At 39.4% G+C, this 23558-nt stretch carries 21 protein-coding genes and 1 pseudogene; 8 read left to right on the top strand and 14 right to left on the bottom strand.

The window, feature by feature from the left end:
- Positions 1–1025 precede the first annotated feature (1025 nt).
- The 3 genes from RIN81_RS03215 to RIN81_RS03205 all read left to right on the top strand — a co-directional run bounded on the left by RIN81_RS03215 (position 1026) and on the right by RIN81_RS03205 (position 3048).
- Positions 1026–1526: a DUF7010 family protein gene (locus RIN81_RS03215; RefSeq protein WP_375164490.1), complete on the top strand. Its 501-nt coding sequence runs from the start codon at positions 1026–1028 to the stop codon at positions 1524–1526.
- A 609-nt stretch (positions 1527–2135) separates the two neighbouring features.
- Positions 2136–2564 carry a hypothetical protein gene (locus tag RIN81_RS03210; protein WP_309087326.1) on the top strand — a complete coding sequence of 143 codons (429 nt, stop codon included), beginning with the start codon at positions 2136–2138 and terminating at the stop codon, positions 2562–2564.
- A gap of 313 nt (positions 2565–2877) precedes the next feature.
- On the top strand, positions 2878–3048 hold the full coding sequence (locus tag RIN81_RS03205) for a hypothetical protein (RefSeq protein ID WP_309087324.1): 171 nt from the start codon (positions 2878–2880) through the stop codon (positions 3046–3048).
- A 1840-nt stretch (positions 3049–4888) separates the two neighbouring features.
- On the opposite strand, the gene dctA is transcribed toward RIN81_RS03205, so the two are convergent.
- Positions 4889–6229, bottom strand: coding sequence for a C4-dicarboxylate transporter DctA (gene dctA / locus RIN81_RS03200; protein WP_309087322.1), 1341 nt, complete (start codon positions 6227–6229; stop codon positions 4889–4891).
- 648 nt (positions 6230–6877) lie between these two features.
- Here dctA and RIN81_RS03195 point away from each other — a divergent pair.
- Positions 6878–7204 carry a hypothetical protein gene (locus RIN81_RS03195; protein ID WP_309087320.1) on the top strand — a complete coding sequence of 109 codons (327 nt, stop codon included), beginning with the start codon at positions 6878–6880 and terminating at the stop codon, positions 7202–7204.
- Positions 7205–8282: 1078 nt separating this feature from the next.
- Here RIN81_RS03195 and RIN81_RS03190 read toward each other — a convergent pair.
- The 3 genes from RIN81_RS03190 to RIN81_RS03180 form a co-directional block, all read right to left on the bottom strand.
- Entirely contained in the window at positions 8283–8486 is a 204-nt protein-coding gene (locus RIN81_RS03190; protein ID WP_309087318.1) for a DUF6366 family protein, read from the bottom strand.
- Between the two features lie 451 nt (positions 8487–8937).
- Entirely contained in the window at positions 8938–11532 is a 2595-nt protein-coding gene (locus RIN81_RS03185) for a polynucleotide kinase-phosphatase (protein ID WP_309087316.1), read from the bottom strand.
- On the bottom strand, positions 11529–12881 hold the full coding sequence (locus RIN81_RS03180; RefSeq protein WP_309087314.1) for a 3' terminal RNA ribose 2'-O-methyltransferase Hen1: 1353 nt from the start codon (positions 12879–12881) through the stop codon (positions 11529–11531). The genes RIN81_RS03185 and RIN81_RS03180 overlap by 4 nt, the downstream gene beginning before the upstream one ends.
- 961 nt (positions 12882–13842) lie before the next feature.
- Between RIN81_RS03180 and RIN81_RS03175 the strand changes: the two genes are divergently transcribed.
- The 3 genes from RIN81_RS03175 to RIN81_RS03165 all read left to right on the top strand — a co-directional run bounded on the left by RIN81_RS03175 (position 13843) and on the right by RIN81_RS03165 (position 15623).
- Positions 13843–14520 (top strand): DUF975 family protein, encoded by a 678-nt coding sequence (locus RIN81_RS03175; protein ID WP_309087312.1) that lies wholly within the window; start codon positions 13843–13845, stop codon positions 14518–14520.
- Positions 14521–14670: 150 nt separating this feature from the next.
- Entirely contained in the window at positions 14671–14883 is a 213-nt protein-coding gene (locus tag RIN81_RS03170; RefSeq protein WP_309087310.1) for an excalibur calcium-binding domain-containing protein, read from the top strand.
- Positions 14884–15161: 278 nt separating this feature from the next.
- Complete coding sequence (locus tag RIN81_RS03165; RefSeq protein ID WP_375164489.1) at positions 15162–15623, top strand: CarD family transcriptional regulator; 462 nt, start codon at positions 15162–15164, stop codon at positions 15621–15623.
- A 99-nt stretch (positions 15624–15722) separates the two neighbouring features.
- Here RIN81_RS03165 and RIN81_RS03160 read toward each other — a convergent pair whose 3' ends face one another.
- The 5 genes from RIN81_RS03160 to RIN81_RS03140 form a co-directional block, all read right to left on the bottom strand.
- Positions 15723–15980: a DUF3006 family protein gene (locus RIN81_RS03160; RefSeq protein WP_309087306.1), complete on the bottom strand. Its 258-nt coding sequence runs from the start codon at positions 15978–15980 to the stop codon at positions 15723–15725.
- Entirely contained in the window at positions 15980–17689 is a 1710-nt protein-coding gene (locus RIN81_RS03155; protein ID WP_309087304.1) for an S-layer homology domain-containing protein, read from the bottom strand. Before RIN81_RS03155 ends, RIN81_RS03160 begins: the two co-directional genes overlap by 1 nt.
- Positions 17690–17799: 110 nt before the next feature.
- Positions 17800–19032, bottom strand: a complete 1233-nt coding sequence (locus tag RIN81_RS03150; RefSeq protein WP_309087302.1) for an S-layer homology domain-containing protein — start codon at positions 19030–19032, stop codon at positions 17800–17802.
- Between the two features lie 489 nt (positions 19033–19521).
- Positions 19522–19728, bottom strand: a complete 207-nt coding sequence (locus RIN81_RS03145) for a hypothetical protein (protein WP_309087300.1) — start codon at positions 19726–19728, stop codon at positions 19522–19524.
- An 864-nt stretch (positions 19729–20592) separates the two neighbouring features.
- The gene (locus tag RIN81_RS03140; RefSeq protein ID WP_309087298.1) at positions 20593–21072 is read right to left on the bottom strand and encodes a DUF3942 family protein; all 480 of its coding nucleotides are present in this window, start codon (positions 21070–21072) and stop codon (positions 20593–20595) included.
- Between the two features lie 37 nt (positions 21073–21109).
- Between RIN81_RS03140 and RIN81_RS15820 the strand changes: the two genes are divergently transcribed.
- On the top strand, positions 21110–21280 hold the full coding sequence (locus tag RIN81_RS15820) for a DUF8096 family protein (protein WP_483863896.1): 171 nt from the start codon (positions 21110–21112) through the stop codon (positions 21278–21280).
- Between the two features lie 67 nt (positions 21281–21347).
- On the opposite strand, the gene RIN81_RS03135 is transcribed toward RIN81_RS15820, so the two are convergent.
- From RIN81_RS03135 to RIN81_RS15745, 5 genes and pseudogenes are all read right to left on the bottom strand, one after another.
- Positions 21348–21572: a sporulation protein Cse60 gene (locus RIN81_RS03135; RefSeq protein WP_309087296.1), complete on the bottom strand. Its 225-nt coding sequence runs from the start codon at positions 21570–21572 to the stop codon at positions 21348–21350.
- Between the two features lie 588 nt (positions 21573–22160).
- Complete coding sequence (locus RIN81_RS03130; protein ID WP_309087294.1) at positions 22161–22289, bottom strand: hypothetical protein; 129 nt, start codon at positions 22287–22289, stop codon at positions 22161–22163.
- Entirely contained in the window at positions 22286–22537 is a 252-nt protein-coding gene (locus tag RIN81_RS03125) for a hypothetical protein (RefSeq protein ID WP_309087292.1), read from the bottom strand. Before RIN81_RS03125 ends, RIN81_RS03130 begins: the two co-directional genes overlap by 4 nt.
- A 397-nt stretch (positions 22538–22934) precedes the next feature.
- Entirely contained in the window at positions 22935–23273 is a 339-nt protein-coding gene (locus RIN81_RS03120; protein ID WP_375164488.1) for an immunoglobulin-like domain-containing protein, read from the bottom strand.
- 96 nt (positions 23274–23369) lie between these two features.
- A pseudogene (locus RIN81_RS15745) lies at positions 23370–23489 on the bottom strand (S-layer homology domain-containing protein); the annotation flags it as partial.
- Positions 23490–23558 lie beyond the last annotated feature (69 nt).

Genomic DNA, 23558 nt, shown 5'->3' with positions numbered 1-23558 from the left:
TTCTGCCTTTCGCACCTGTATTCATAACGGTTGAAGATTTAAAGAAATCCGCTTATTGCAGAAAAATAAACGAAAAGCTGGCAGCTGCTGACTAATCTACTTTCAAGAAAGCCTGTAGACTTCATCAACCTATCTATAAGCTTTTTTATTTGGCTTGTATAAAATATGATGAACTTGTCCATACTGACCGATAGCGAGAGACTCCTCTCTCCCATGTAATATTTACACCGCGCAGCCAGAGCCCCCTCTGGCTGTTCTTTTTTACGCACATCCCCATTATTTCTTTCCTTCTTGCTGCCTGTTACTTAATGAATGGCCTTACAAACGCTCCAATTACGACGGCGGTTACGATAGATGCTGATACACCTACGGGGTTAATATTCTCCTTTGTGTACTCGGCTACTGCAAAAAAAGTAGCAATTGCAAATACTAGAGACCAGTGTATCACTTTCAAGGTTGCTCCTCCGTTGCTTCGCATTTAGTGTTTCCTTGTATAACTTTGTTTGTTTTATTTGTCTCCAAAGATGAGTAATCCCATTCAGCGTGTTATGCTATCATGCTTCGCAAGTGAGTTTTAATCTTAGTAACGGTGTATTTATATCTAGTAGTTGCCTTCCTTATAAAGTAAGAACATTGATTTCGCATAATTTCTCCAAGCATAGGAAATGACCAATATCAGGGCGTTATATAATAGCGCCCTCTTCACTCATAACACCTCGTATCGACCTTGAAGCTCGGAAACCCCCCTGGCTTTTTTGTATAAATTTTCATCTAACGGCCCATAATGATACTGTTACAACCCAAACCCAACTCCGACAGCTCGTCACCATTTTTAAAGTCAGGCTCCCCGGCCTGGCTGCTTTTTCATGCAACCTGAAAATATCCCATCAACGATTTAACCTTTAAAGTTCATAATAAATATAAGCATTCAATAGCACATTATAGGCAGGTCGTAATATGTCAGCGTAAGGAGTGAACTACTTGAATAAAACACTTGAACAGTTTCAAACCGATATGATCCTGGCATCCAAAAAAGGATTTCCCATATTGTTATCTGGTTCCATCATTTTTTATTATTCACCTTTCTCCCCCTTGTCTTGCCCTTAAAACCAGTCTGCTTGATTTGGATTTTAGGTATGAGCGCGATGTTTCCATTTGGTCTGGTGCTATGTAAGATGATGAATATCCATTTATTATCAACCGATAATCCACTTAGTGTTTTAGGCGGTATGATTGCAGTTGCCCAGGCTTTTTTTATTCCTGTGTTTATCCTTGTGTATAGGCATATGCCTGAATACCTTCCTTTTACAATTGGCCTGCTTGGAGGCTCGCACTTCCTCCCTTACATGTGGATCTATAGAAGCAAGGCCTATTTGTTTATTACATTAGGCACCTGCTCTTCCGCTCTCATTTTAGGTGGTTACTTTGTTGAGCAGGCATTTACACTTGTACCCCTGGCCACTTCTATCGTATACGCAATCGGTATTTTATTGATTTTTAAGGAACTTAAAACTTATGCTGTTTAACTATTCGCGCAAGGATTGTTCCATGCGATATACTAACCAGCAGTCTTACTCACGACAGCTCGGATTCGCTTTCTGACGGTAATATCATAAACTAAACATAACCCTGCTATTTACAGTCAGAGCCCCCTGGCTTTTTATATTTAAATCCCCTTTTTCTTTTCTTGTCATCTCTTTAAGGCTGCATCTTTGCTGCCTGTCAGCTTACCTGCTAGGAAAGAAAAGTTTTAAAAGGTTACCTATTGGGCATACTTTAAACAGGTGCATATTACGACTGCGGTACTTAACCAATTTTTGAAGACCTCACGGCACCTGTGAGGTCTTTCTTTATATAAATCATCATTCAACATCTCGAGGATATATCATCTGCTCAGCACTTTAAAATAAAAGTCTCTTCTTTGCTGAGCATGCCTAAAAATTCACAATAATATTAGCCGCATATTCCTGAAAAAGTGATGCACACAAAATCGATACACGCGCCTTACAGCATATCGCTTCCTTCTTAAAAAACCTCAATCTGCCGTTTTATTATGCAAAAGCAGGCAATCTTCTTATACAACATAAAATGAAGTGAATACCCTACTAAGGTAAAGTTAAAAGGGGGAATTTTTAATGAAAATGGATGAAATGTTAAAGGATCTTTTAGAAAAAGCAAGCTTATATGGACTGCTCGCGAAAAAATACGAGTATGTAGATCCTCAAAAGCACATGTATTATTATCAAAAACATTTTCAGTACGTAATGAAGGTGGAAGAGCATTACATGATGCTTGAAGGGCGCAGCCACGCCCCCAAAAGAATGCCTAAAAGATGCGGATGTAACAAAGCTCCCCAAATGATGCCTGAAGGATATAACAATGCTCCTTATATGATGCCTGAGGCACCCAATAACAATGCTCCTTATATGATGGGGGAGGGACATGATAACAATGCTCCTCATATGATGCCTCAGAGCCATGATAACAACGCTCCTCATATGATGCCTCAGAGCCACGATAACAACGCTCCTCATATGATGCCTGGACAGTATCCAATGTATTAATTTTTATGAAGAAGCCGTTTTACACGGCTTCTTTTTAGTTAAAGAACGATTTTAGCGTTTTCTCTTACTCACCGCGACTGTACGCCACTGCTGTTGTCACTTCCGGCCCGGTCCCTCGCTCTAGAAGCTTTCTTCTGGGCGAGAGACTTGCCTCCAACATTAACAAAGACCTAACCTCCCTCTGAAAATGGCAAGGCTGCTCCTTTTATTCAAACGTTTTGTCATGTTTTAAATTAAAAAATAACGCTTTATTTTCTTTTAAATGGGTAAATAAATAATTCAAAGATTTCCTTAACAAGGAGGTTTCCAAAACATGCATCCAATTGAACTGTTCGGATGGTTTTTATCCGCGGTTTTAACGGTAAGCTTCATTGTTTCGGTCATTTTCCTATCAAGAAAATCCAAGTCCTTTTCTAAATCAAACGATAAGTGTTCAAAAGACAACAATCAAAAACTCAAAGACAAAGATGAACGATTTTATTAAAACGCTTCATTTTTTTACTATTGTCACTTCTTATCCACTCCCTTGCCCTTAATCGTCCTGCCGCCCCTTTTATTTAATTCGGAGCAACTACTTCATTTGTCAATTTGCAGGTTTTAAGCCTTTCGCTCAGCCAGAGACCAAAATCATTTAATACTTGCAAGGAGCTGATATGATGAACCCTGCTTTGTGGATTTTTATGTTCCTCCTTTTTTCAATTGCTATCACTTTCGGCTACTATTGGGAAAAAAATGATTAAATTCATTTACTGCAGCTCAATTGACTCAATGGTGTTTTCAACGCACGGTGTGACACTATCAAACTTTGAATCTTTCAAATCAACAACCTGACTGTCATCTACCTAAATGACCTGCTGTGGCTGCTTTCTTTTTTCTGAAGCTTTTCAGTGCTGGCTCGAATACCCGGTCAGTATTTCAAATGGACCTTCTAGAAGCTGAACGGGTCAGCGCTGGCAAGCAGCGAACTTTACGCACCTTGATTTTTGCGGATCATACATTTGAACTTTGCCATGAAAAGCCGAAGCTCTTGACCGGCCTGACGCAACCGGCTCTCCATATACCGCAAATGTAATGAACCAACTCAACCTCCTTTTCCACTCTCACCATACTTTTTATTCAAGAAAATCAACGATCATTTATGTCATCTGACTTATCTATATCTTTCAATGTTCAGCTTTTGTTTCCTCATAAAAGTTCCACACGTATTCATGCATAATACACCTGGAATGAAACAAGCTACTCAAAAATAGAAAGGAGCTGTTCACTCCGGAAGATCTATTCATCCTTTTTTCTGCTGAGATTGGCCGTCTTGTAGATGACTATCATAAATGTGAAGATGAGAACCTTAAGGAACTCATCCACAATGACATTCAACTTTTGAGCAAAGCATTGCTGGAATGCGAGCAAGAAAAGTAGGATATATTACCTCTTTTTTTCAGATTCTATTATTAAATTTTGTACAGTGTTTATTGTGTTCTCTATTTGGCCCATGTTCCTTTAGCTTTAAACTGCCGCCGATCTCTATTTAAGAACCGAATGTTAATAGTGGCTCGCTGAGTATTAGACGTCACTCCCATAATATTTTCAAGCCTCTATAGCTCCTGTTTTTTGTGTGTTATTAAAAACAATGATGATTCTGATGCGCTCGATTAAATAATTTGCAGCATCGGTTAAATACTTGAATTGGTCTCATGCCGGCTGCCTCCGACCGTCTAAATAACTGCTGAATTTATGAACAGCATCGATGATAGGAGCTCTTCACTGGCAGCTAAAATCATTTGCAGGGAAGTCATTGTATGACCTGTTTTTTATAATGCTCCTTGAGCATTTCGTACACTTCACGCCGACTCATCCCCTCATCTCCTTTCAAGATTTCCAAACTCGCTATATTCCTTCACGAAAGCAACCTTCACAGTACTAATTGGGTCATTCCATTGTTTTACTAAAATGAACTTTGCTTTCCTTACTCCACAAAAAATACCCGCTATCAATAACGGATAGTAGGCCTAAAAGAATCAAGTTAAAATAGTTATTTATTTTTTGCTGGTGTTTCTTCTGTTGGCTCAGTGGGTGTTTCTGTCCCTGTGTTTTAAACCCATGCTTCAAAAAAGCACCTGTCGCACATAGCAGGCCCGAAACCCTTGATATTTATACAAAGAGGAGCAAAGACGGCATTGCATGTGAACAATAAAATTAAGCAGTCAACTAAGTAAAGCTGCATCAGCCATGAATACTTAAACACCCAACCTCCAAAAATATCAGCAAATAATAAAGGACTTGCTCCACAAGTAAGCAAGCCCTTATCATTTATCTCTATCCATTATTTATTTGAAAGTCTCTAAAGATAAATCGTTGCTGGAGACTTTAGGCTTCGTACTAACAGGCTCAATTTCAATACGGCCGGCCAAAACGTCTTTTGCACGTTTTATATCGAGCAGTCTTTCCCAGCGTGCGATGACAAATGTTGCTACTGCATAACCAATAATGTTGACAGTTGTACGGTAATTACCCATAAAGCGGTCTGGAGCAAGCATCAATGCTACCGCAGCAACAGGAATAGAGCCTGTGGCAGCTGCGGTTGCAGATAACGCTACGAATGCAGATCCCGGGATACCTGCCATCCCTTTTGAGGTTAATAAAAGAACCCCTAAAATCATCGTTTGTTCCATTAAACTTAAATCTATCCCCACTGCCTGCGCAAGAAATACCAGGGCAAGCGACAGGTAAATGGAAGCACCGTCCAGGTTAAAAGAGTAACCAGTTGGGATAACCAGCCCGACTACCGCACGATCACAGCCTGCGTCTTCTAACTTGTCCATTAGTTGCGGCATGACAGCTTCTGTAGATCCTGTTGCAAAAGCGAGCATAATTTCCTCACGAATGTAGACAATTACCTTCCAAAGATTGATGCCAAGGAATACGCGTGTGATAATAGCTAGTATTAAAACAAAGGCAAGACACGCAACGGTCATTGCTATAAACAACTTACCAAAAGATAAAAGTGTTCCTATCCCATATTGACTAACGGCAAAAGCCATCGCACCGAATGTGGCAATTGCTGTTAGCTTCATAATGTAATCCATAATCTTAAACAGGACTTCATTCACTTTTTCTAGTAAATCAAGAATCGTTTCACTTGTACGCCCGCCTACATGAACAAGAGCAAAACCGAACAAGCAGGAAATAAGTAAAACCTGCAGCATTGAGTTTGTTGTAAAGGCACCTACCGCACTATCAGGAATAATACTCATTAAAAATTCAGCTTCACTCGGCAATTCAGATCCTTGGGTTTTTTCTTCTACTGCATCTGTAGTTAAAGTGGAAGGATCCACATTCATTCCTTGACCTGGGTTCATCAGGTTTGCCACTACCATGCCGATAATTAATGCAAGCGTAGTGACGATTTCAAAATACAAAAGTGTTTTTCCGCCTATACGGCCCACTGTTTTAATGTTCCCTACTTTAGCAATTCCGACTACGACGACACTAAACACAAGCGGAGCAATAATCATCTTGATCAGTTTTACAAAACCATCGCCCAGCGGTTTTAAAGCAAGTCCAATATCAGGAAATGCATAGCCAACTAAAATCCCCGCTATAATTGCAACCATAATTTGAAAGAATAGTCCTTTATAAAAAGGAACTTTCGCTTTTTCTTTCTTCATCTTCCTCTCCCCCTTTTACCATATTTCATTGATCGATTATGTAATGAAATGTAACATTAAATATCTCTTAATCATCTTAAACCATGATTAGTGAGATTTCATTGTTCATTATAGCTAATTTTTTTATAATTTTTGGTTGTTTCTTCTATTTATTTACCTGAATAAAACTGTATAGTAAACAATTGTAATTAGTATATGTAATATTTCATTCCACTAAATTTAAAATAATAAATAAAAAGCCGTACCAGCAAGGTGACTGGTACGGCTTTTACTCATAATTTAATGAATAGTAAAACCTATTCTCCGGCATAAGCGGCTAGTGCTGCATCTAAAAAAGAATCGTTTAAAAACTGCCTGATCTCCGCAAGAAGTACCCTGACAGCATGACAAAAGATGGATGCAGCCACAAAATAGTTTCCTTATAATTTTATCTACATTTCAACATTGAACTTTAAGATACCTTCTTTTTAACGCGACATAAAAGCGGACGTCCTGTGAAAAATGGCATAGATACGCACTAAGCCTTCCTTTCTTCTGTTCGTTATAGTTAATTTTCCTTACTGAAAATGAGAGGCTTTACCCTTTCTTGGCAAAACAGGAATCTGTTACACTCATGAAATAACAATTGAATACGGAGGTTGTCCCTTAATGTCTGTTACATTATGCGCGTCCTGTCATACAAGTCAGGCCGTTTTAAAAGAAAATGAAAAACCTTTTTGCCTGCCCTGTTATTCAACTCTAACGGGAATTAAGTTCCAAGAGGAATCAGAGCCTGCTGAATCTGATCGTCCGTCTTTCTTTTTCGACTCAGGCGCTATCCCCACATTAGAACTTCTTGCTGAAACATTGCGGTCATTAAAACAAGAAGAGATTGAGACAATCCGATCGGAAAACATGATGGATGCTGCAAAAGCCAAAAAGCAATTAAACCAATTTATTTATGAAGCAGAATCGCTTATCCAAAATTTCAAATAAGATTCTCTTATTTTTAGTGACTACATATTATCCAAACAGAAATTTTCTCTAAAGTTTGTTCATGATTGCGTTTGAGCCTAAGTTATAATATACCTTTGTTTTTTCTCAAGAGCCCCCTATAACATGGAGGCTCTTTGCGTATTATTTGTTTCATTTTGAGCGAATTAGAAAAAGACTATCCCTCCTCATCAATAGCGAACCAATCTTCACCTGAAAAATCAAATCCATTAATTCTAAAATCAAGCGACTGGTCATCGGGCATGTCAGCGTCACTAGTATTGAACTAGCTGAAAAAGCGCACAAGGCGGATCAAAACACACTTCATTTTTGATACAAATCTGTGCAAGAAATATACAAACAGCGTAAAAAAAGACCACCAAGCTTATGACAACTAGTGTGACTATGATAACAGCGGATAGGCTTGCAAAAGGTAATAAACAAGCAATGAATTTCCTAGAGTAAAAGCCGTATCAGTTAGCATGCTGATACGGCTTTTACTCATTGATTACGCTTGAGCAGATTCTCTTGGACTTCAATATATAAATAGTAAAGAATAAGCGTTACTAATATTGTGCCAGAATTGATAGATAAATACACACAATTGTCGCATTAAATAAGAAGACAGAATTCAGAAGGTTTCTCCGCATTTTAATGCCATATGCACACAAAAAAAAGATTGCTGCAGCTAATTTGGAGCTACTTTGGTAATAGGCATTGTTCAAGAAAAATGAAGTGCTACAAATAATAGAACTTAGTAAAGTAAGAGAGATTGGTATTTTAAACCACAAGGGCTCCGTTAAGAATTGTTTGGTTATCCATCTTAAAACAGTATAACTCCCTTTAAGAAGCTCTTGACCTAATTAAATATAAGATTCTTCTAATTATTTCATGCATATCTTTTAGAGTGGGACTCCACTTTTTTAAAGGCTATTCCTCTTATTTATTGAGCATATTAGACAAGTGTTTATCCTTTGAAAAACAAAAGGAACAGACACTTATTTCAACGGATCAAAAACCTAATGGACTACGGTCGAGACATTAAAAGTGCATAATAAAAAAACCTCAAAAAGAGGCCTTCTTATTTGAAAAATATTGATATCAAAACAAAGCTTATTAAAATTATAAGGATTATAATACTGACACCTTTCCAACCTAAACTACCTGCTAAATCAGCAAGGTTTTCATTAAATGCATCATTCATATTTCCAGTTGGATTTCTTTTTAGTTCTTCTTGTCTTAGTCTTTCTCTTGTTCTTTCAGGAGTTTCTTTATCTTTGCTCACTTTAGCACCCCCTATCCCCTATAATTTTAACATAATTTGTTAATTATCGAATACTCAATCTTGTCCACATGGCTATATAAGGTAATGATACAATGTTATAGAAAGTTCTCAATTACCTGTAGCCAAAGTAATATTCTTTATGAAAAATCCTTTTTAGGAAACAAAAAGCGGTATCAGCATGTGAACTGGTACAGCTTTTTCGCATAACTCAACAGTCAATAAAGTGAAATTGCAAAGAATTATTACTTATCTTTATAGTCAGCAGTTGACCGATACTGTTGAGCAGGGAAATAACGAGAGAAAAGCAAAACATATAAAAATAAAGAGCATGAAAACAACCATAAATATAAAAAAACAAAGCCGGAACTGTTGTTAAATCAATGTTACCGGCTTGTTTTTTTATAAAATTTTAATCTCAAAGAGATTTTTGGACAATTCCTTTATTACTGAATCAAAGTCTTGGATCTATAACAGGGTCCGATTCAAGAGCTAGCACCGCCAGTGTACATTCATGTATTCGTTCAATGGATTCTTTGTTAACGAATCGCTCAATGCCTTCTATCCCAAGTGCAAATTCTTTCAACGCCATTCTTTGCTTCTTGCCAGTATTTCTTTTTTTCAGCCTCTCCAGGTTCTGAGGCTCTAAATAATCCATTCCATAAATGATGTGCAGATACTTCTGGCCTCTCACTTTTATTGCTGGCTGCATGAGCTTTCCTTTACCATGGGCAACGAAGAATTCCGGCTTGATTACAATGCCTTCGTGCCCATCCTTCGTCATTTCCTCCCACCACTTGATTACCTCTTTTTCATCGTCCTCACTTGTGATCACTTTGTAGTCTGTTTCAATCAAATAGTCAGACATGCCGGCAAGCAAACGATTCATCTCCATATGCCATGTATGCGGCTGATCAAAAAAGGTCTTTCCACTATGAGCCAAAATGTGAAAAGGAGCAATTTGGATATCGTCCATTGTTTGGACATCCCAGCAATATTTCTGAAAAACTTGTTTGAACGTATGAGCGTTCTCAAGCTTTTGTTCGTACTCTCTCAGCCATTCCTGTACCTGCCCCTGGTTTCCATGTGAGGTGCCGAGTTTTTCAACTAATGCTGTCCGATCCAGCACAGCGTTTTCTGCCACATGAGCATACTGGCTGCTAATCAATTCTTTCGCTTTCAAATTCCATGGCATGATTTCCGCATCCATTAGAACAAAGTCGGTTTCATACTTGTTGAAATAGCCGCCTTTGGTTAAATCAGCGCATAGCTTTGCCAGCAGCTCTGTTTCCTGCTCACGGCTAAAAAAGCGTCGGCCGCTTCTTGTGTAAATCACACCAAGCGAATCTATTCCTATGTTTTTTTTAGAGGATTCACAGTCCTTAAACAGAAGCAAGACAGCCCGGCTGCCCATATGCTTTTTCTCCGCAATCATCGTAGGAATCCCATGGTCCCGATAATACCGAAACGCTTCTGCCGGATGCTCTAGAAAACCAGCTTCAGAAGAGGTCTCAGGTGTCGGGCTCATCGTCGGTGGGATATAGACAAGCTGCTCGATCGGAACTGTTACATGAGATACCGCATCGATAGCCGGCTTTACGATACCTTCCGCCACTTGAACTTCTCCCAGCTCTTTTGTCAGTACGCTGTAGCCGTTCAGAAATGCGCCGATATTTGGGGGATTTAACCGGGCTTTTACCCACTCTGTCAGCGGGTTATCCAATACTCCTGTGTAGTCTTCCTTTGCTAGGACAGAAACATATTCTTTCTCTGGATAACGAAATGCTGTCAACTCTCCGCCGAACACAACGCCTTGATCAATGTTAATTGTATTATTTATCACGAGTGGGCGCGGCTTCGGATCGTGGCCCCAAACAATAAGAGTTTGATGCTTATGACCAGTAAACCAATCTTTTCGTACAGGCTTTCCTTTTTCATCAAATCCATTCGTATCACCGTACCGGCAAAAGTCCTGCACAGCAGGTGATTGCCTGCCTATAAATTCATCTTTAATCCCCGCATGTGTACAAACAAGAACCGGAGACCCGTTTCTCGTTAAGACATAATGGGATGGTGCTTTTAAGAGAAACTCTTTTAAATCATTTTTTATTTCTTCCGTCTGCTCTTTTCCGTTCTGTGCTTCGAAAAGATCCAGTTCTTCTTTTACTCGCTCATCCCCATGGGACAGGGTAACCTTGCGCTTGTCGAGCCAGCGGGCAATCTTCCATCCATGGTTACTGTCGATCATATAGGCAAAGCCTTCCTTTACATGCCGGCAGAAAAACAGCATGGTCTCTAGTGACATTGGCCCGCGGCTCATAATATCGCCGAGTGATAAAAAGCGCCTCCCCTCGGGATGAACATAAAAATGCTGTTCATTTTTTACATACCCCAGCTTTTCAAGCAGCGCAATCATTTCCTCAAAGCAGCCATGAATATCACCAATCACATCAATGCCCTGACCGATATCGATTTCCAAAGGATTCGAATGGCGATGTACATGTATTTCTTCTGTTGTATTAATGGTATATACTGCCTTGTATCCTTCTTTTTTGACGAAGCGTTTTTCCCGTTTAAATGTTTGGTATTGCTGCCGGATCCGGCGCTTTCCTCGTGGATGCTTTCGCACTTCATCCCGATTTAACAAAACGGATTCTTCTGTATCCAACAGGATCGCTGTGATCGGCAAATGATGTTTCCTGGCAATGTCCACGTACTGCTTCCGGTCGTCTGGATGAAGGTTTGTTGCATCAATGATCGACAACTTATTTAAGCGGCACCTTGTTTCAATAAGCGCATCCATCATCGCAAACGCTTCCTGTGACACTCTCTGGTACAACTCTTTAGCATAAAGCGCTTCGTCTTTTGACAGATCACGCCACTCCATAAATTCCTCGTCGTTCACCAGCAGCCGAAAGGCATCCGAACTTATTACTTCTGACTGCTTGATTTCCCCCTGGTCAATCTTTGTTTGGAGAAGCGTTGATTTTCCGCTGTTTGACGGACCAATAAGCAGAACTATGCCTGCATGCGGCAAAGAAATGTTCATATTCCCGCCTCCTTTCTTGTAAATACACAGATCTGTGTCGGAAAACCGTGCTGCTCATGCTCTTCTCCTGCACCATCAAACCGAAGCTCGTAGGCTTGATCTTTGTTTCGTTCTTTACACCAGTACTCAAATTCAGGTCTTGTCCATTCAAAGCGGTGATCGGTGTGGCGAAGAGTTTCGTTCATGTCATAGACTTCGTTATATTCACGGTTAGGCGTTGTTACAATAAACGTGTTTGGCTTATATTCATGTAAAATCGTTTCAACGGCTTTTGGCAGCCTGTGTTCGTCAATATGCTCAATGACTTCACAGAGAATGATCACACCTTTTCCCTTTAACCGCTCATCGTAATAGAAAAGCGATCCCCACATGGAAATAGGCGGAACAAAGCCGCTTTTCTCTTGCGCTTTTTCAAATCGGCGGATCGCCTGCAAAGAAGCAGATTCAGAAGGCTCCACTGCCAAGATTTCCTCCACTCCGGGCAAAAATCCAAGCCGGACTGCTAACTTTCCTTCACCGGACCCGAAATCAACGACGGTTTTCGGCTTTACCTGTTTAACAAGATTAATAATTTTCTCATACCTTAAGTCATTCAGCCGCACTTTTTTTTCTTGTTTTACTGCCTCTTTTACTGCTTCTGTGTTCTCAATCATACTATACAAGTCTTTAAAACGAAGTGACTGACGGTAAATATACCCCCGCATCGGGTGATCTTCCAGCCAGCCTTCCCCGTAGCGCTCCAGCTTTTCAATTTCTTTTTCATCAATGTAATAATGCTTATAATTGTCCATTACAGGAATCAGAATAAATAACTGGCGCAGTGTATCACGCAATGTTTTCATCCCGCGTATTGAAAGAAAACGGGCCGTACTGCGGTCTTTTAATTTTGCTTTGTAATCTGTTTCTCCATATGTAATATCCACACTAAAGCCTAGTGGATCAAATAGCTCATGCATCTGCTTGTCGGAAAGCGATGAAACGATAGGGCCAAACTCCACATGAAGATCAAATGGATGATGAACCCATTCAGCATACTCCTCTTTTGGCTGACCGTTCAACGCTGTACCGAGCGCATTGCGGATAAATGAGCAAAAAATGCTGCTCACCGCAAATTCACGATCATTAATATAATGAGTAATATCGTATGGATTGGAACGGCTATTTGATAATTCAATAGGATCATGTGTGACAAATATCGTCGCCTCTACCTCTTTTTCTTTAAACAGACGATAAAAAAAGCGTACTAGATGCCCTTTTTGTTTTCGCTCGTACACATTGTTTGGATTTTTCGCCAGCAGGTGCGACAGAACCTGTGCGTTCTCTCCCACCGCTCGTATTGTCAGCTGCATATTAAATACCCCTTTTCCGCTCTCTTCTGTATTTTAGGTTATTAAGATCCATTATTGTCTTGTATTGTCTCAATAGCAAGGCTTTTACATATGATCTATGTCGGTATCGATCGCAAAATCAGCTTCTATCTCTTCATCACGAAACTCTCTCATACCACTCCAAAACGGGATATGTTTTGGCTGCGCATCGTTATCTTCTTTTCCTTTTTTAATCTTAAATTCCGCCCGAAAACATGAAGAAAGATTTGAGCATTAGTAGATAGAACATGAGGTTCAGAAGATAACTGAAGATGACTTTATCAGGAAAATAAATCCTTAACTGCTTACATTAGTAAGCATCAATTGTTTATTAAAGCAAGATCAGTATTATTTTTTTATATGGACATATAAATAGCATCAATCTTGGATCAGACGGAAGTTGACCAAAACTTTTGAGCAAAAACATAGATTAAAATGCTATTTCACCAGAGAGTAAGCCTAAAAAGAGGAACGCTAAAACAAGCGCCAAGAATGAAAGTGGAAGTTTTATTCTTAGGCGTATTACACTTACTCGATTTTCAAGTTTATCCGCTATACCAAAGGCTCACACGGCAAGTAAAACAGTTATAACTGTTTCAAATATACCGACAAGGCTAAACGGTTTGTGGATAGATTCATCAAAGTAAAAATAAAAGGCAGAAAGTATAGTAAACAATAAAAACTGATAAATAAAAAATCTAAAGACGCATGTATGAATTTACTCCTGTTCTACAAATATCTTGTATGTAAATTAATAGCTTCTCCTCAAAAATAACAAGTTAGCTTATTAGTTAACAGTTCGTCCACATGAATAAGCGATTATTTTTAATTATACATTTCTAAAGCTTAAAAACATTGTTATCCCTTTACAATTCTGATATGATATTTTTTTTGTGCTTGAAGTTGCTTATATACTAAAAAATGAGGAGAGAACTATTACTTTATGAGGAATAAAGACATTAAAAAAGAGGCACGAAAAGGCCTTGCAGGACATTGGGGCAAAGCACTTTTACTTACCTTTATATCGGGATTATTGTTTGTCCTTCTGCCTACTTCCGTAGAAGTTTATTTATCAGGCGGGTTTGAAGCATGGATATATACGACAAGTACGCCAGTTGCTTCTGATGTATTTAGCACCGTTCTTTCGATTTTACTCACTCCTTTTATGGTCGCTTCTTTATGGTTTTATCTAGCTATTTCCCGAAAAGAGAACCCATCTCTTTCAAATGTATTTAGGATTTATAAACATGGTCGGACTTCTTTCAAAACGATTATTGCCTGCTATTGGATGCTTTTGTTAACTTTTCTTTGGTCACTGTTGCTTATCGTACCAGGGATCATTAAAGGCTTTTCGTACTCACAGACTTATTTTATTTTAAAAGATCATCCTTCTTATACAGTTAATGAAGCTATCACAGAAAGCCGTAAAATGATGGACGGTTTAAAAAATCAGTATTTTACACTTTGGCTGGGCTTTATTGCTTGGGGATTTTTGTCCCTTCTTACATTCGGTATCGGGTTTTTATGGCTTTTCCCTTACGTTCAAGCATCTCTTGCCGTGTTTTATTCAGAGGTTGCCGCAAAACGTAATACTCAAGCAGCAGAAACGGTTACGTCTTAATTAAAAAAAGAACTTCACCCGAAGTTCTTTTTATTTGGCTCTATAAAATTTGAATGTTGATATTTTTAAAGAAATTAAGTGATTCTACTTCACTCGTCTTCTTCACTTCTCTTAAGCAGCTGCTCTTTAATCGTCCTGGCTTCTTCCTTAATGCTTTCCGTTTCCCCTTCTAAGAGTTCACCCCGAAGTCCTTCCGGAAGAGACTCGATTTTAAACAAGTCATATAAAGGTGGGGTGGCTATGAATTCTAAAGTGAAAAATAAAGGCGGGAAAACAAACTATAAGCCGTATGTATCTTCTGCTCTTTATAATGCTAACAAAGATAAAGATCGGGACAAAGATGGTATTGCTTGCGAAAGATAAAAAGTAAACAATACTCTATGGGAAAAAGCCGTATCGGTAAATAACTGATATAGCTTTCAGACTGTGGACAAACGCCTGCTTTTTTACTTCATCTACACTCCAAGACTGCTTACGAATAAACAGTCTTTTTTCAGAAAGAAAACATATTGACAATAAAAAATGAAATATGATATCATGTAAAATTTGAATAAAAATTCATATTGTGTTAATCTCAAGAAAGGAATCATCCATGGAGGTGGATTAGTTTGTTTGAGATTGGTGACAAGATTGTATATCCAATGCATGGGGCAGGCGTAATTGAAGCCATTGAGGAAAAAGAAATTCTAGGGAAAACACAGCAATATTTCATTATGGCTTTTCCTCTTAAGAAACTGCAGGTAATGATTCCAATCACGAAAGTGAGCGACTATGGGATGCGGCTCGTATTGAACATGACGGCGATTGAGCAGGTCATGGCCATGTTTGGGCAGGGAGAAATTGATCGGTCTATAACATATAAACAAAGATTTAAGATCAACACCGACAAAATGAAAACGGGTATGACGAAAGATGGAGCTGAGGTTATCCGCGATTTGGTTATGATCCAAAAGGAAAAACCGTTGAATTCAAACGAAAAAATAATGCTCCGCGATGCAATGCAGTTTCTTGTCAGCGAACTTGAGCTAAGTAACAGCATGACGCAGCCACAGGCGAAAGATTTATTACAGGATCGGCTTAGCCGGGTAAAAACCGCTGGCTAAAAATATATATAATAAAAAAGCTTGCAGACATCGTCTTCAAAATGAAGACTTTTTCTACAAACTGAAAGCCGTATCAGTAAATAACTGATACGGCTTTTTTCATTTTTTTTCTTCAGTTTGCTTGAGCAACTGTTCTTTAATTGCTCTAGCTTTTTCCTTAATACTTTCTGTTTCCTCTTCTAAAAACTCAACTTGGATCCCTTCTGGCAGAGACACGATTTTGATCAAGTTCCCTTCCTTTACATGAGTTCCAAGCTTTTCAGCCTCTACTAGCTCTTCAATCGATTCATCTTCCCGCCATAACAGCTTCGCCTGGCCTTTTTCAATGGAATCAATCGTATAAATACCGTTTCTCATCAGTCCATCACACTCAAGATTTCCCAATTTGAATCAAATAACTGTGCTGGATCTCCGATATTGGCCCACATGTTAGAAGTGGTCCATTTCAGATACGTTGGCAATTGTTCTTTTGCATTGGGTCCTGATGTCACGTAAACGGTCTTCCCTGCTCCGAGGATATAGCCACCTGGAAATGTATATGTTTGGTTTCCTTGAACACTGACAAGCTTCCATCCGGACAGGTCTACGCTGCTAGAGCCGCTATTCTTGATGCCAACTGTTTCTCCGCTTAAATCTTTGCTGGCAATTTCGACTGGGCTGCTGCCTTCCACTGGATCTTCTACAGTTGGCGGTATATCAATCCCTTGTGTGAAATGAATCTCCTGGCCTTCTGTCCACGTTTCGATGTTCCCTTCTGGTGTTTTCCACACATCAACGCCATACTCGAGCAGGTGGTTCAACACCTCTGAATGAGGATGACCACATGTGTTTCCTTCTCCATAAGACAAAATCGCATCAGTTGGATCGACGGCAGCTAAAAAGGCAGATGAAGTTCCCGTAGAAGATCCATGGTGTGAAACTTTCAATACTTCTGCATCCAGATCATATTTAGCCATGATTTCATTTTCTACTTCAATACCGGCATCCCCTGTTAATAAGTAGTCTGCAGCACCGTAGCTCACTTTAAGAACAATTGACCCTTCATTAAGATCCGCTGCCTGGCTGTCTGCGTGCAGCACCTTCACTGAAACAGATGGATCCGGCGAAATATCCTGGCCTTCTTCTGCTACCTTAAAGTCGGCACCTGACACCTGGATGGCTGCCAGATAATCCAGATACGTATTCGTCGTATGATCCTGACCGGAATCAATAACGGTTTTCACACCGAAATCTTTAATTACAGCATCAGCCCCACCAATATGGTCGGCATCTGGATGAGTGGCCACGAACGTATCAATCGTAAAGCCAGGACCAAATCCGCTGACTGCTTCCTTGATATCTGCGTCCGATCGGCCGGCATCGACCATCATCGTCTGCCCATTTGGAAATACAAGGAGAATAGCATCCCCCTGGCCAACATTTAAGAAATCTACATATAATGCAGGTCCTTCCGGCAGTGGCTTAGAAGTGTCTGCGGCATCTATAGCGCGTGACATAAACGCCGCAAATTCGCCGCGTTTCACTGCTGTATCAGGACGGTATGTATGGTCTGGATACCCTTGTGTAATACCAGCTGCAATAATCTTACCAATATAAGAATAAGCTGCTGAATTCTTTGATACATCTTTAAATACTACTGGTGCTTCTTCCGTCAGTTCATAAGCGCGTGTCAGCAAAATCGCCAGCTGTCCCCGGGTAACCGGCTCATTAGGACGAAATGTTCCGTCTGGAAAACCGCTAATAATGCCTCCTTCTACCGCTTGCGCAATATAACCGGAGGCCACACTCGATGGACTTACATCATTAAATACCGTCGATCGCTTCTTTCCACCCACATTAAATGCGCGGCCAATCATAATCGCCGCCTGAGCACGGGTTACCTGTGTATCAGGCATGAACCGGCCATCTGGAAAACCACTAATAACGCCTGTGTCTGATAAATAATCAATATCCTCATAGAACCTGTAACTTTCAGAAACATCCTTAAATGTTGCTGCCTGAGCAAGCGGAGCCGCAATGCCAAGCGAAAAAACAATACTGGATAATAAAGCTAATGGCTTTTTCAACTGTTCTTCCTCCCTCATTTACCAACCTGTTTATATTTTTAAATTATTTCTTTAGGTGTCAATATTTCAATTTAAAGAGAAAACCGCCAAACGGCTTGGCGGTTTCTCGTTTACTTTAATGTAGTCATGCCTGCTGCCTCCATGCGCTGGAAGAAAGCAGAGATTTGAGCACGGGTTAACGGTTCATTAAAGTGATAGTCTTCAAATGTTTTAGCACCCGTTGTGCCGGAAGAAAGATTATTTTTGTACATAAATCCGACTGCTGAATATGGTCCATAAGCAGCACCCTGAGAAGCCGCAATGACTTGTGCCAATTGGCCGCGTGTTACAATACCGTTTTTCGCAGTATCATTCGCGTACCCTTTAAGCGGCAGATTGTACGGTTTAAGGAAATCGTAATACTGCTGAGCCCGGTGGCCATAAGTAGCACCTGGCTTAAAGCCGAAATACTTAGCCGCAATTACAGTGAAGTCAGATTCCTTCAATAAAGAAAGTGGCTGGAACCGGCCATCTGGGAACCCTTGAATCAATCCCGTGCGGAATGACCACGTAATATTTTCACGTGCCCAATGGTCTTTTCGAACATCGATAAATGCTGGATATAGCAAGTTTTCCAGTTTCCAATGCAGTCTGCCCGGATCGTAACTCAATTTTGGCGTGCCGCCAGACGTTAAAAAGAGCACACCGCGCATATGATATCTTGCTTCTTCATCAAGCTCAACGCCATTTACTGAACCCCATCTTGAAAATACATTAGTTTCGCCGACTTTCAGCAGGTCCACTGGCAATTGTTTATACCAGTCGAAATCAGACACAGCAAATTCATACACTGTTGTACCTTCTGGAATTAGAAAATCCTCATTTAAAAATACATCGCCAACTAAATCTGCTGCTTTTGGCTGGCCGAAATGAAAATAGCCATACTGGTTATCTTCATCCCAAATATCTTCAAAGGCATAATTTCGCAGTGTACGCCAAAGCATCGAACCATTTTCAGCGTCAACAGCTGCCCCTTTTTCTTTTGATGTGTAAGCAGCATAAAATCCATCTTTACTTACAAGCATGTAATCTTTTGTATTATGAGGCCGGGCGATAATATAATTAGGAGTTTGCTCATAAATGTTAGTAAACCCATACTTCATATTATTAAAATCAACCGGCTTGTGCGTATGAGTGTAAACAGTCATTCCTGCTCTTTCTCGTAAAATATTATAAATCTCAGCTGGAACTTCCCATTCTGGTTTCTCTGTCACATTTTCCTGTGCCGAGGCAAAAGCTGGAACGAACAAAACAAGCGAAAAAAGCAAAGATGACAAAAACAATGATGTGACAAATTTTTTCAAACTATACTCTCCTTATCAATTTTACAATATATTACCTTAGAATATAGCGAGTTTAATGAGCTTAAATACCTATTATTGTTACAATTTATATTATTTTTTAAAAATAATTGTTAAACATCATAATACTGTAAAGTACAAGCGGAAATTCGGGTAATTAAATATAAGTTTCTTTAAATTGCTGCAAATTCGCCAATTATATTTTGCAAGGAAACATGTTCATCAATATCCTTATTTTACTTTTTTGTATACTGTCCTCGAATACATACTCCTATATAAATCAAAGGAAGGAAAATTTAAAGAGATGGTCAAAAAATACTTCTGACTGGCTGTGGCTGGTCTTTTCCCAGATAAAATTATCTTTCATTAAAGACACGATATAAGAAAGAAATTAATGAATAATTGATCCCTTACTCCGCAAAAAAAAAAAAAAAAAAAACACGCCCCCCATTAATAGAAGATAGTGGGCTTAAAAGAATCAATTTAAAATAGTTATTTATTTTTTGCGGGTGTTTCTTCTGGCAGCTCAATGGGTGTTTCTGCAGGTGGTTTTGCCGGCGCTTCAGCTGGCGGCTCTACTGGTGTCTCTACTGGTGACTTTGTCGGTGCTTCCACTGGCGGCGGCTGTACCGGTGTCTCTGGCGGTGACTTTGTTGGAGTTTCTTCTGGTTGTTTTGGTATTTCTGCAAAATCGCTCATATTGATTCTCCTTTTCTTTAGCAGCATGTAGTATGGCTAATTAACTCTATCCTTGTGTTTTAAACTTTTTCAAAAAAGTGCCCGTCTTACATAGCAGTCCGGAACTCTTAGTATTCACAGCAAGCGCACCGTCTAACCCGAAAATCTGATCTGCAATATTAGCTGCCATTATCACCATGAACACGCCCGCTTTTCTAGCGCAGCATAAAATACTGTCCAACTGCGCAGTCCACCAAGCTTTTCAGCCTCTACTGCCTCTTCAGCCGATTCGTCTTTACACCATAACCGTTTCGCCTCGTCTTTTTCAATGGATAATAAAAGCCACGGTATTCTTACTTTTCCACAAAAGTTTAACAATAAAAAAGCTGGCACAAAAGCACGAATGCTTTTATGACAGTTTAATCTGGGTACTCCTATAAACATTATTCAAATGACAATCGATAGAGGAAAACGGCCAGCTGACCGCGGATAATATGACGGGAAACCCCACATTGCGTTGGAGGGTAATTTGTTGAGAGCGGATAATTGCAGCAACACGGTTGCAACCTTTCCACTTTTGGCTGCATCCTTTTTCGTTCGATCCCCCGGCCATCCTTTTCGGCTTTTTAAGGTACCGAGTTTTATACCATGCTTTTCCGCTAATGCAGAAAGCACAGTCTTGGCTGTTTCCCATTCTGATCTAATGTTATCCCCGTTCGCCGCCTCACATCACCACCACTTCCATTGTTTCTCCAAAATAAAAAGGCCCCCTTCCAGGAGCCTTTTTATTAAACCTTCTTTTAATGCTTAATACCGTTTTTTATTCCTATCTTTAAAAAACAACTAATACTCAGATATAAAACCATCATTTTAAAAGGTGTTCAATTAAAATATGATAGGTGCAAAAGTTTTTTCTAAATACCCTTCTAAATGTTCTATTTTAAATTCCTCACCATGCCTCTCGCTAAAAAGCTTGCCGCTCTTAACAATGAGCTCGTCTAAATATAGTTCTTTTTGATGCTGAAGAATTTTTATTTTGTTCGTACTTTGTTTTACCTTAATATGTAGTTCTGCATCTTTAATTCTAATTTTCCCGCCTGTTTCAGGTGACATCCTAAAGCTATAACTTCTATTCTCTTCAGAACCTATTTTACTGTTTAATTCATAGAGATACGGGAATAACACCTCTTTAAATTCTTTCTTTAAAACAGCTTTATCAGGATCTTCAACCAGATGCTCTTTAACTTTCCCGGCAAAAATATCTTGAAAACTCAAACGAATCACTCCTTCTGCTGTTTTATAATCATAAGTTCGGCAAAAGGAGATAATTTCCTGCTCTTCACTAGACACAAAATTTATTATCATGTTCAACTGACTTCATAAGAAAGAGTGAGCAGCATTAATGGAAATAAAACAGGAAATCAATTTGAGCATCACTTACAATATCCCAGAAGTACCTGACAAAGTCAGCGGTCGTTGCGGGAATTGTAATAATGCGCAGTTTAAGCGTTCAATAAAGGATATAATCTTTCTTCTTGAATGCCGGAATTGCGGCATCAAGAAAATAATTTAACCCTGCCAAATGACAGGGTTTTTATTTGGGCAAAGAAAAAAGCCACCTCTTGCCAAGGCGGTTGCTATTAATTTTTGTTTAAATTTTTATAAATAACTAAAGCAGTGCAATGAATTTTGCATTGTACATCAGTCCCTTTGTGAGTACTAATTGATAAAGGAACGATATTGTACTTTATATCAATTAATTGCCCTTCACATAACTCGTGATAAATAAAAAGATTAATATGTCTAGTTAGTTCATCAAATTTATTGCTTTCAAAACTTTTTACTGAATAATGTCGTTTATTCATTTTTCCCCTCTCTTTCCTTATGCTATTTCGGTAAAAAAAGGCTAATATCCTACAAAATCGTTACTTGCACTTATCCTTGTTTTTGTCATTTCAAAATTGTTTTAAGCTATTGGGGGCAACCTCCTGCTTGCTTTTGTACTTACTGCTATTATCACTTTATTGGAATTAGGAACTTTTTATGTTAGCTAATTAAATGAATGATAACACCAGGAGAATTATTTCCTTTTAATGATTCTGCGTTCGATAAAATCCAAGCTGTGGCCCAATGCTCGGTCGATCTGTTTTACTTTAATTTATTCAATTGATCCTGCTTCCTTACAGAAGGAAAAAGGTCTACGATTCCTGCTGTTTCCCGCCCCTTCTTATTTTTTTTTGATTTGTACGCTTAGGGCCTGTAGTTGCGCAGCTCTATAATTACGTGATTTTGCATTTCTTTTTCATCTATGTTTACAAAGAGCGCCAGTTGTTTTTCCGTCACCTCTCTTCTCCCTTTCCCTCCTATTTGTGTGCAAATAAAAAGGACACTAAACAGCACATGGGTTTCCGCGTCTGTTCAGTGCCCTTGGGGTTTCCAATAAGCGTATTCATTTAGTTATACTGTACCAAACTACCCTTCTTTTTGGCCGTTGCCATTACGTCACCAAACAACATTTTTTCTTTTGCATCCAGCAGCATACCGACAGCCACGCCGATACTTTCTACCTTTTCAAAAATCATCGGGATCGGTGTTTCTTCTGCAATCTATTAACCTCGCCGGTGTTCAAGTCATGATGAACAACCCCCATTGCCGCTCTATTCCCTTTATTTTCTTCAAGATATTTACGAATATCCCTCCTGAGTGTATAAAATTTTCCATAACTGGACGATACTATATTTATAGGAGGGGAGGTTGGCCCCTCTTTACTTTTATCCAAAATAATTTCACCCCCGTCAGACGGCTCACCATAAACAGTGAATGGAATCACTTAACTACTTCCTCCTGGTTTTATTATTGAAATTTGCACAATGTTTATTATGTTTTAAAAGGAGTTGCATTTTATTAATACCATGTCTTTTTGCCGTAAATTGCCGCTGCTCTCCATTTAGGAAACGCAAATGCATAGCAACTTGTTATGGCTTGCTTTCACCTCAACAACATTCCCAAGCCTATACTGCTGTGTCCACCAGCTCACGAATATTTTGCAGGCTAGGTTTTTCTTCTCTCATCACCCACTTTTCCTGCTTTTTTCACCTATATGGGACTCCCTTTCTGTTTTCTCTCCACTCATTGTCATAATCAGAACAAAGGAAAAAGCACCCACTAGCATTCGTGAGTGCATCCTTCTATTTAGGATATTTATAAAGAAGCTTATAAAATAAAACTTATTCAGTAATGGTGAAATATGCCGCTATGGACACCTTTTCTCCTTCATCCGTTGATGGATAAAATGTATGACTGACTCTGTATTCTCCCGCTGTTATTAATGTTTTAAATTCCCCAAACCAAAGATTTATTTTTGGGGTTTCACCAGCTTCTATACGTGGCATGTCGGCCGGGAACTGAAGTCCCGTAACGTATTGTATTTGTCGCCACTTATCTCCTTGTTTCTTTTCCAGCCTGTACATCCGATTTCGTTCATAAGAAAACGCTGCTGTGTTTGTAAGGGTCAAGCTTACAGATGTATCAGACGGTAAACGATAATGCTTCTTTTCAGCTTCCATCATCAGCCCTCCTTCTGAAGAAGGCAGGTCACCGTAAGAGGAAGGAGGAGACAAAGCGGGATCACTCAGCCGGGCTACCATTATCGCAAAATGACCTCGTTGTATAGGGATATTTGTGCCGAACCGGTCAGGCGTTACTCCATTTACAATGCCAGTAGCAACCAGCTTGTTGATAGCCTCCGCGTACCGGCCTGTTGCATCTGTGAAATGATGCACTGGCTTGATAGGTGTTACTAGCGCACCTCTATATGCTCTTGAGAGAATGATAGCGGCTTCTCCTCTTGT

Origin of the sequence: Domibacillus sp. (genome assembly GCF_031181085.1) — a bacterium.
GTDB lineage: Bacteria > Bacillota > Bacilli > Bacillales > Domibacillaceae > Domibacillus.
Note: the sequence above shows the minus strand (reverse complement) of the source record. Positions and strands in the feature narration are given on the sequence as shown.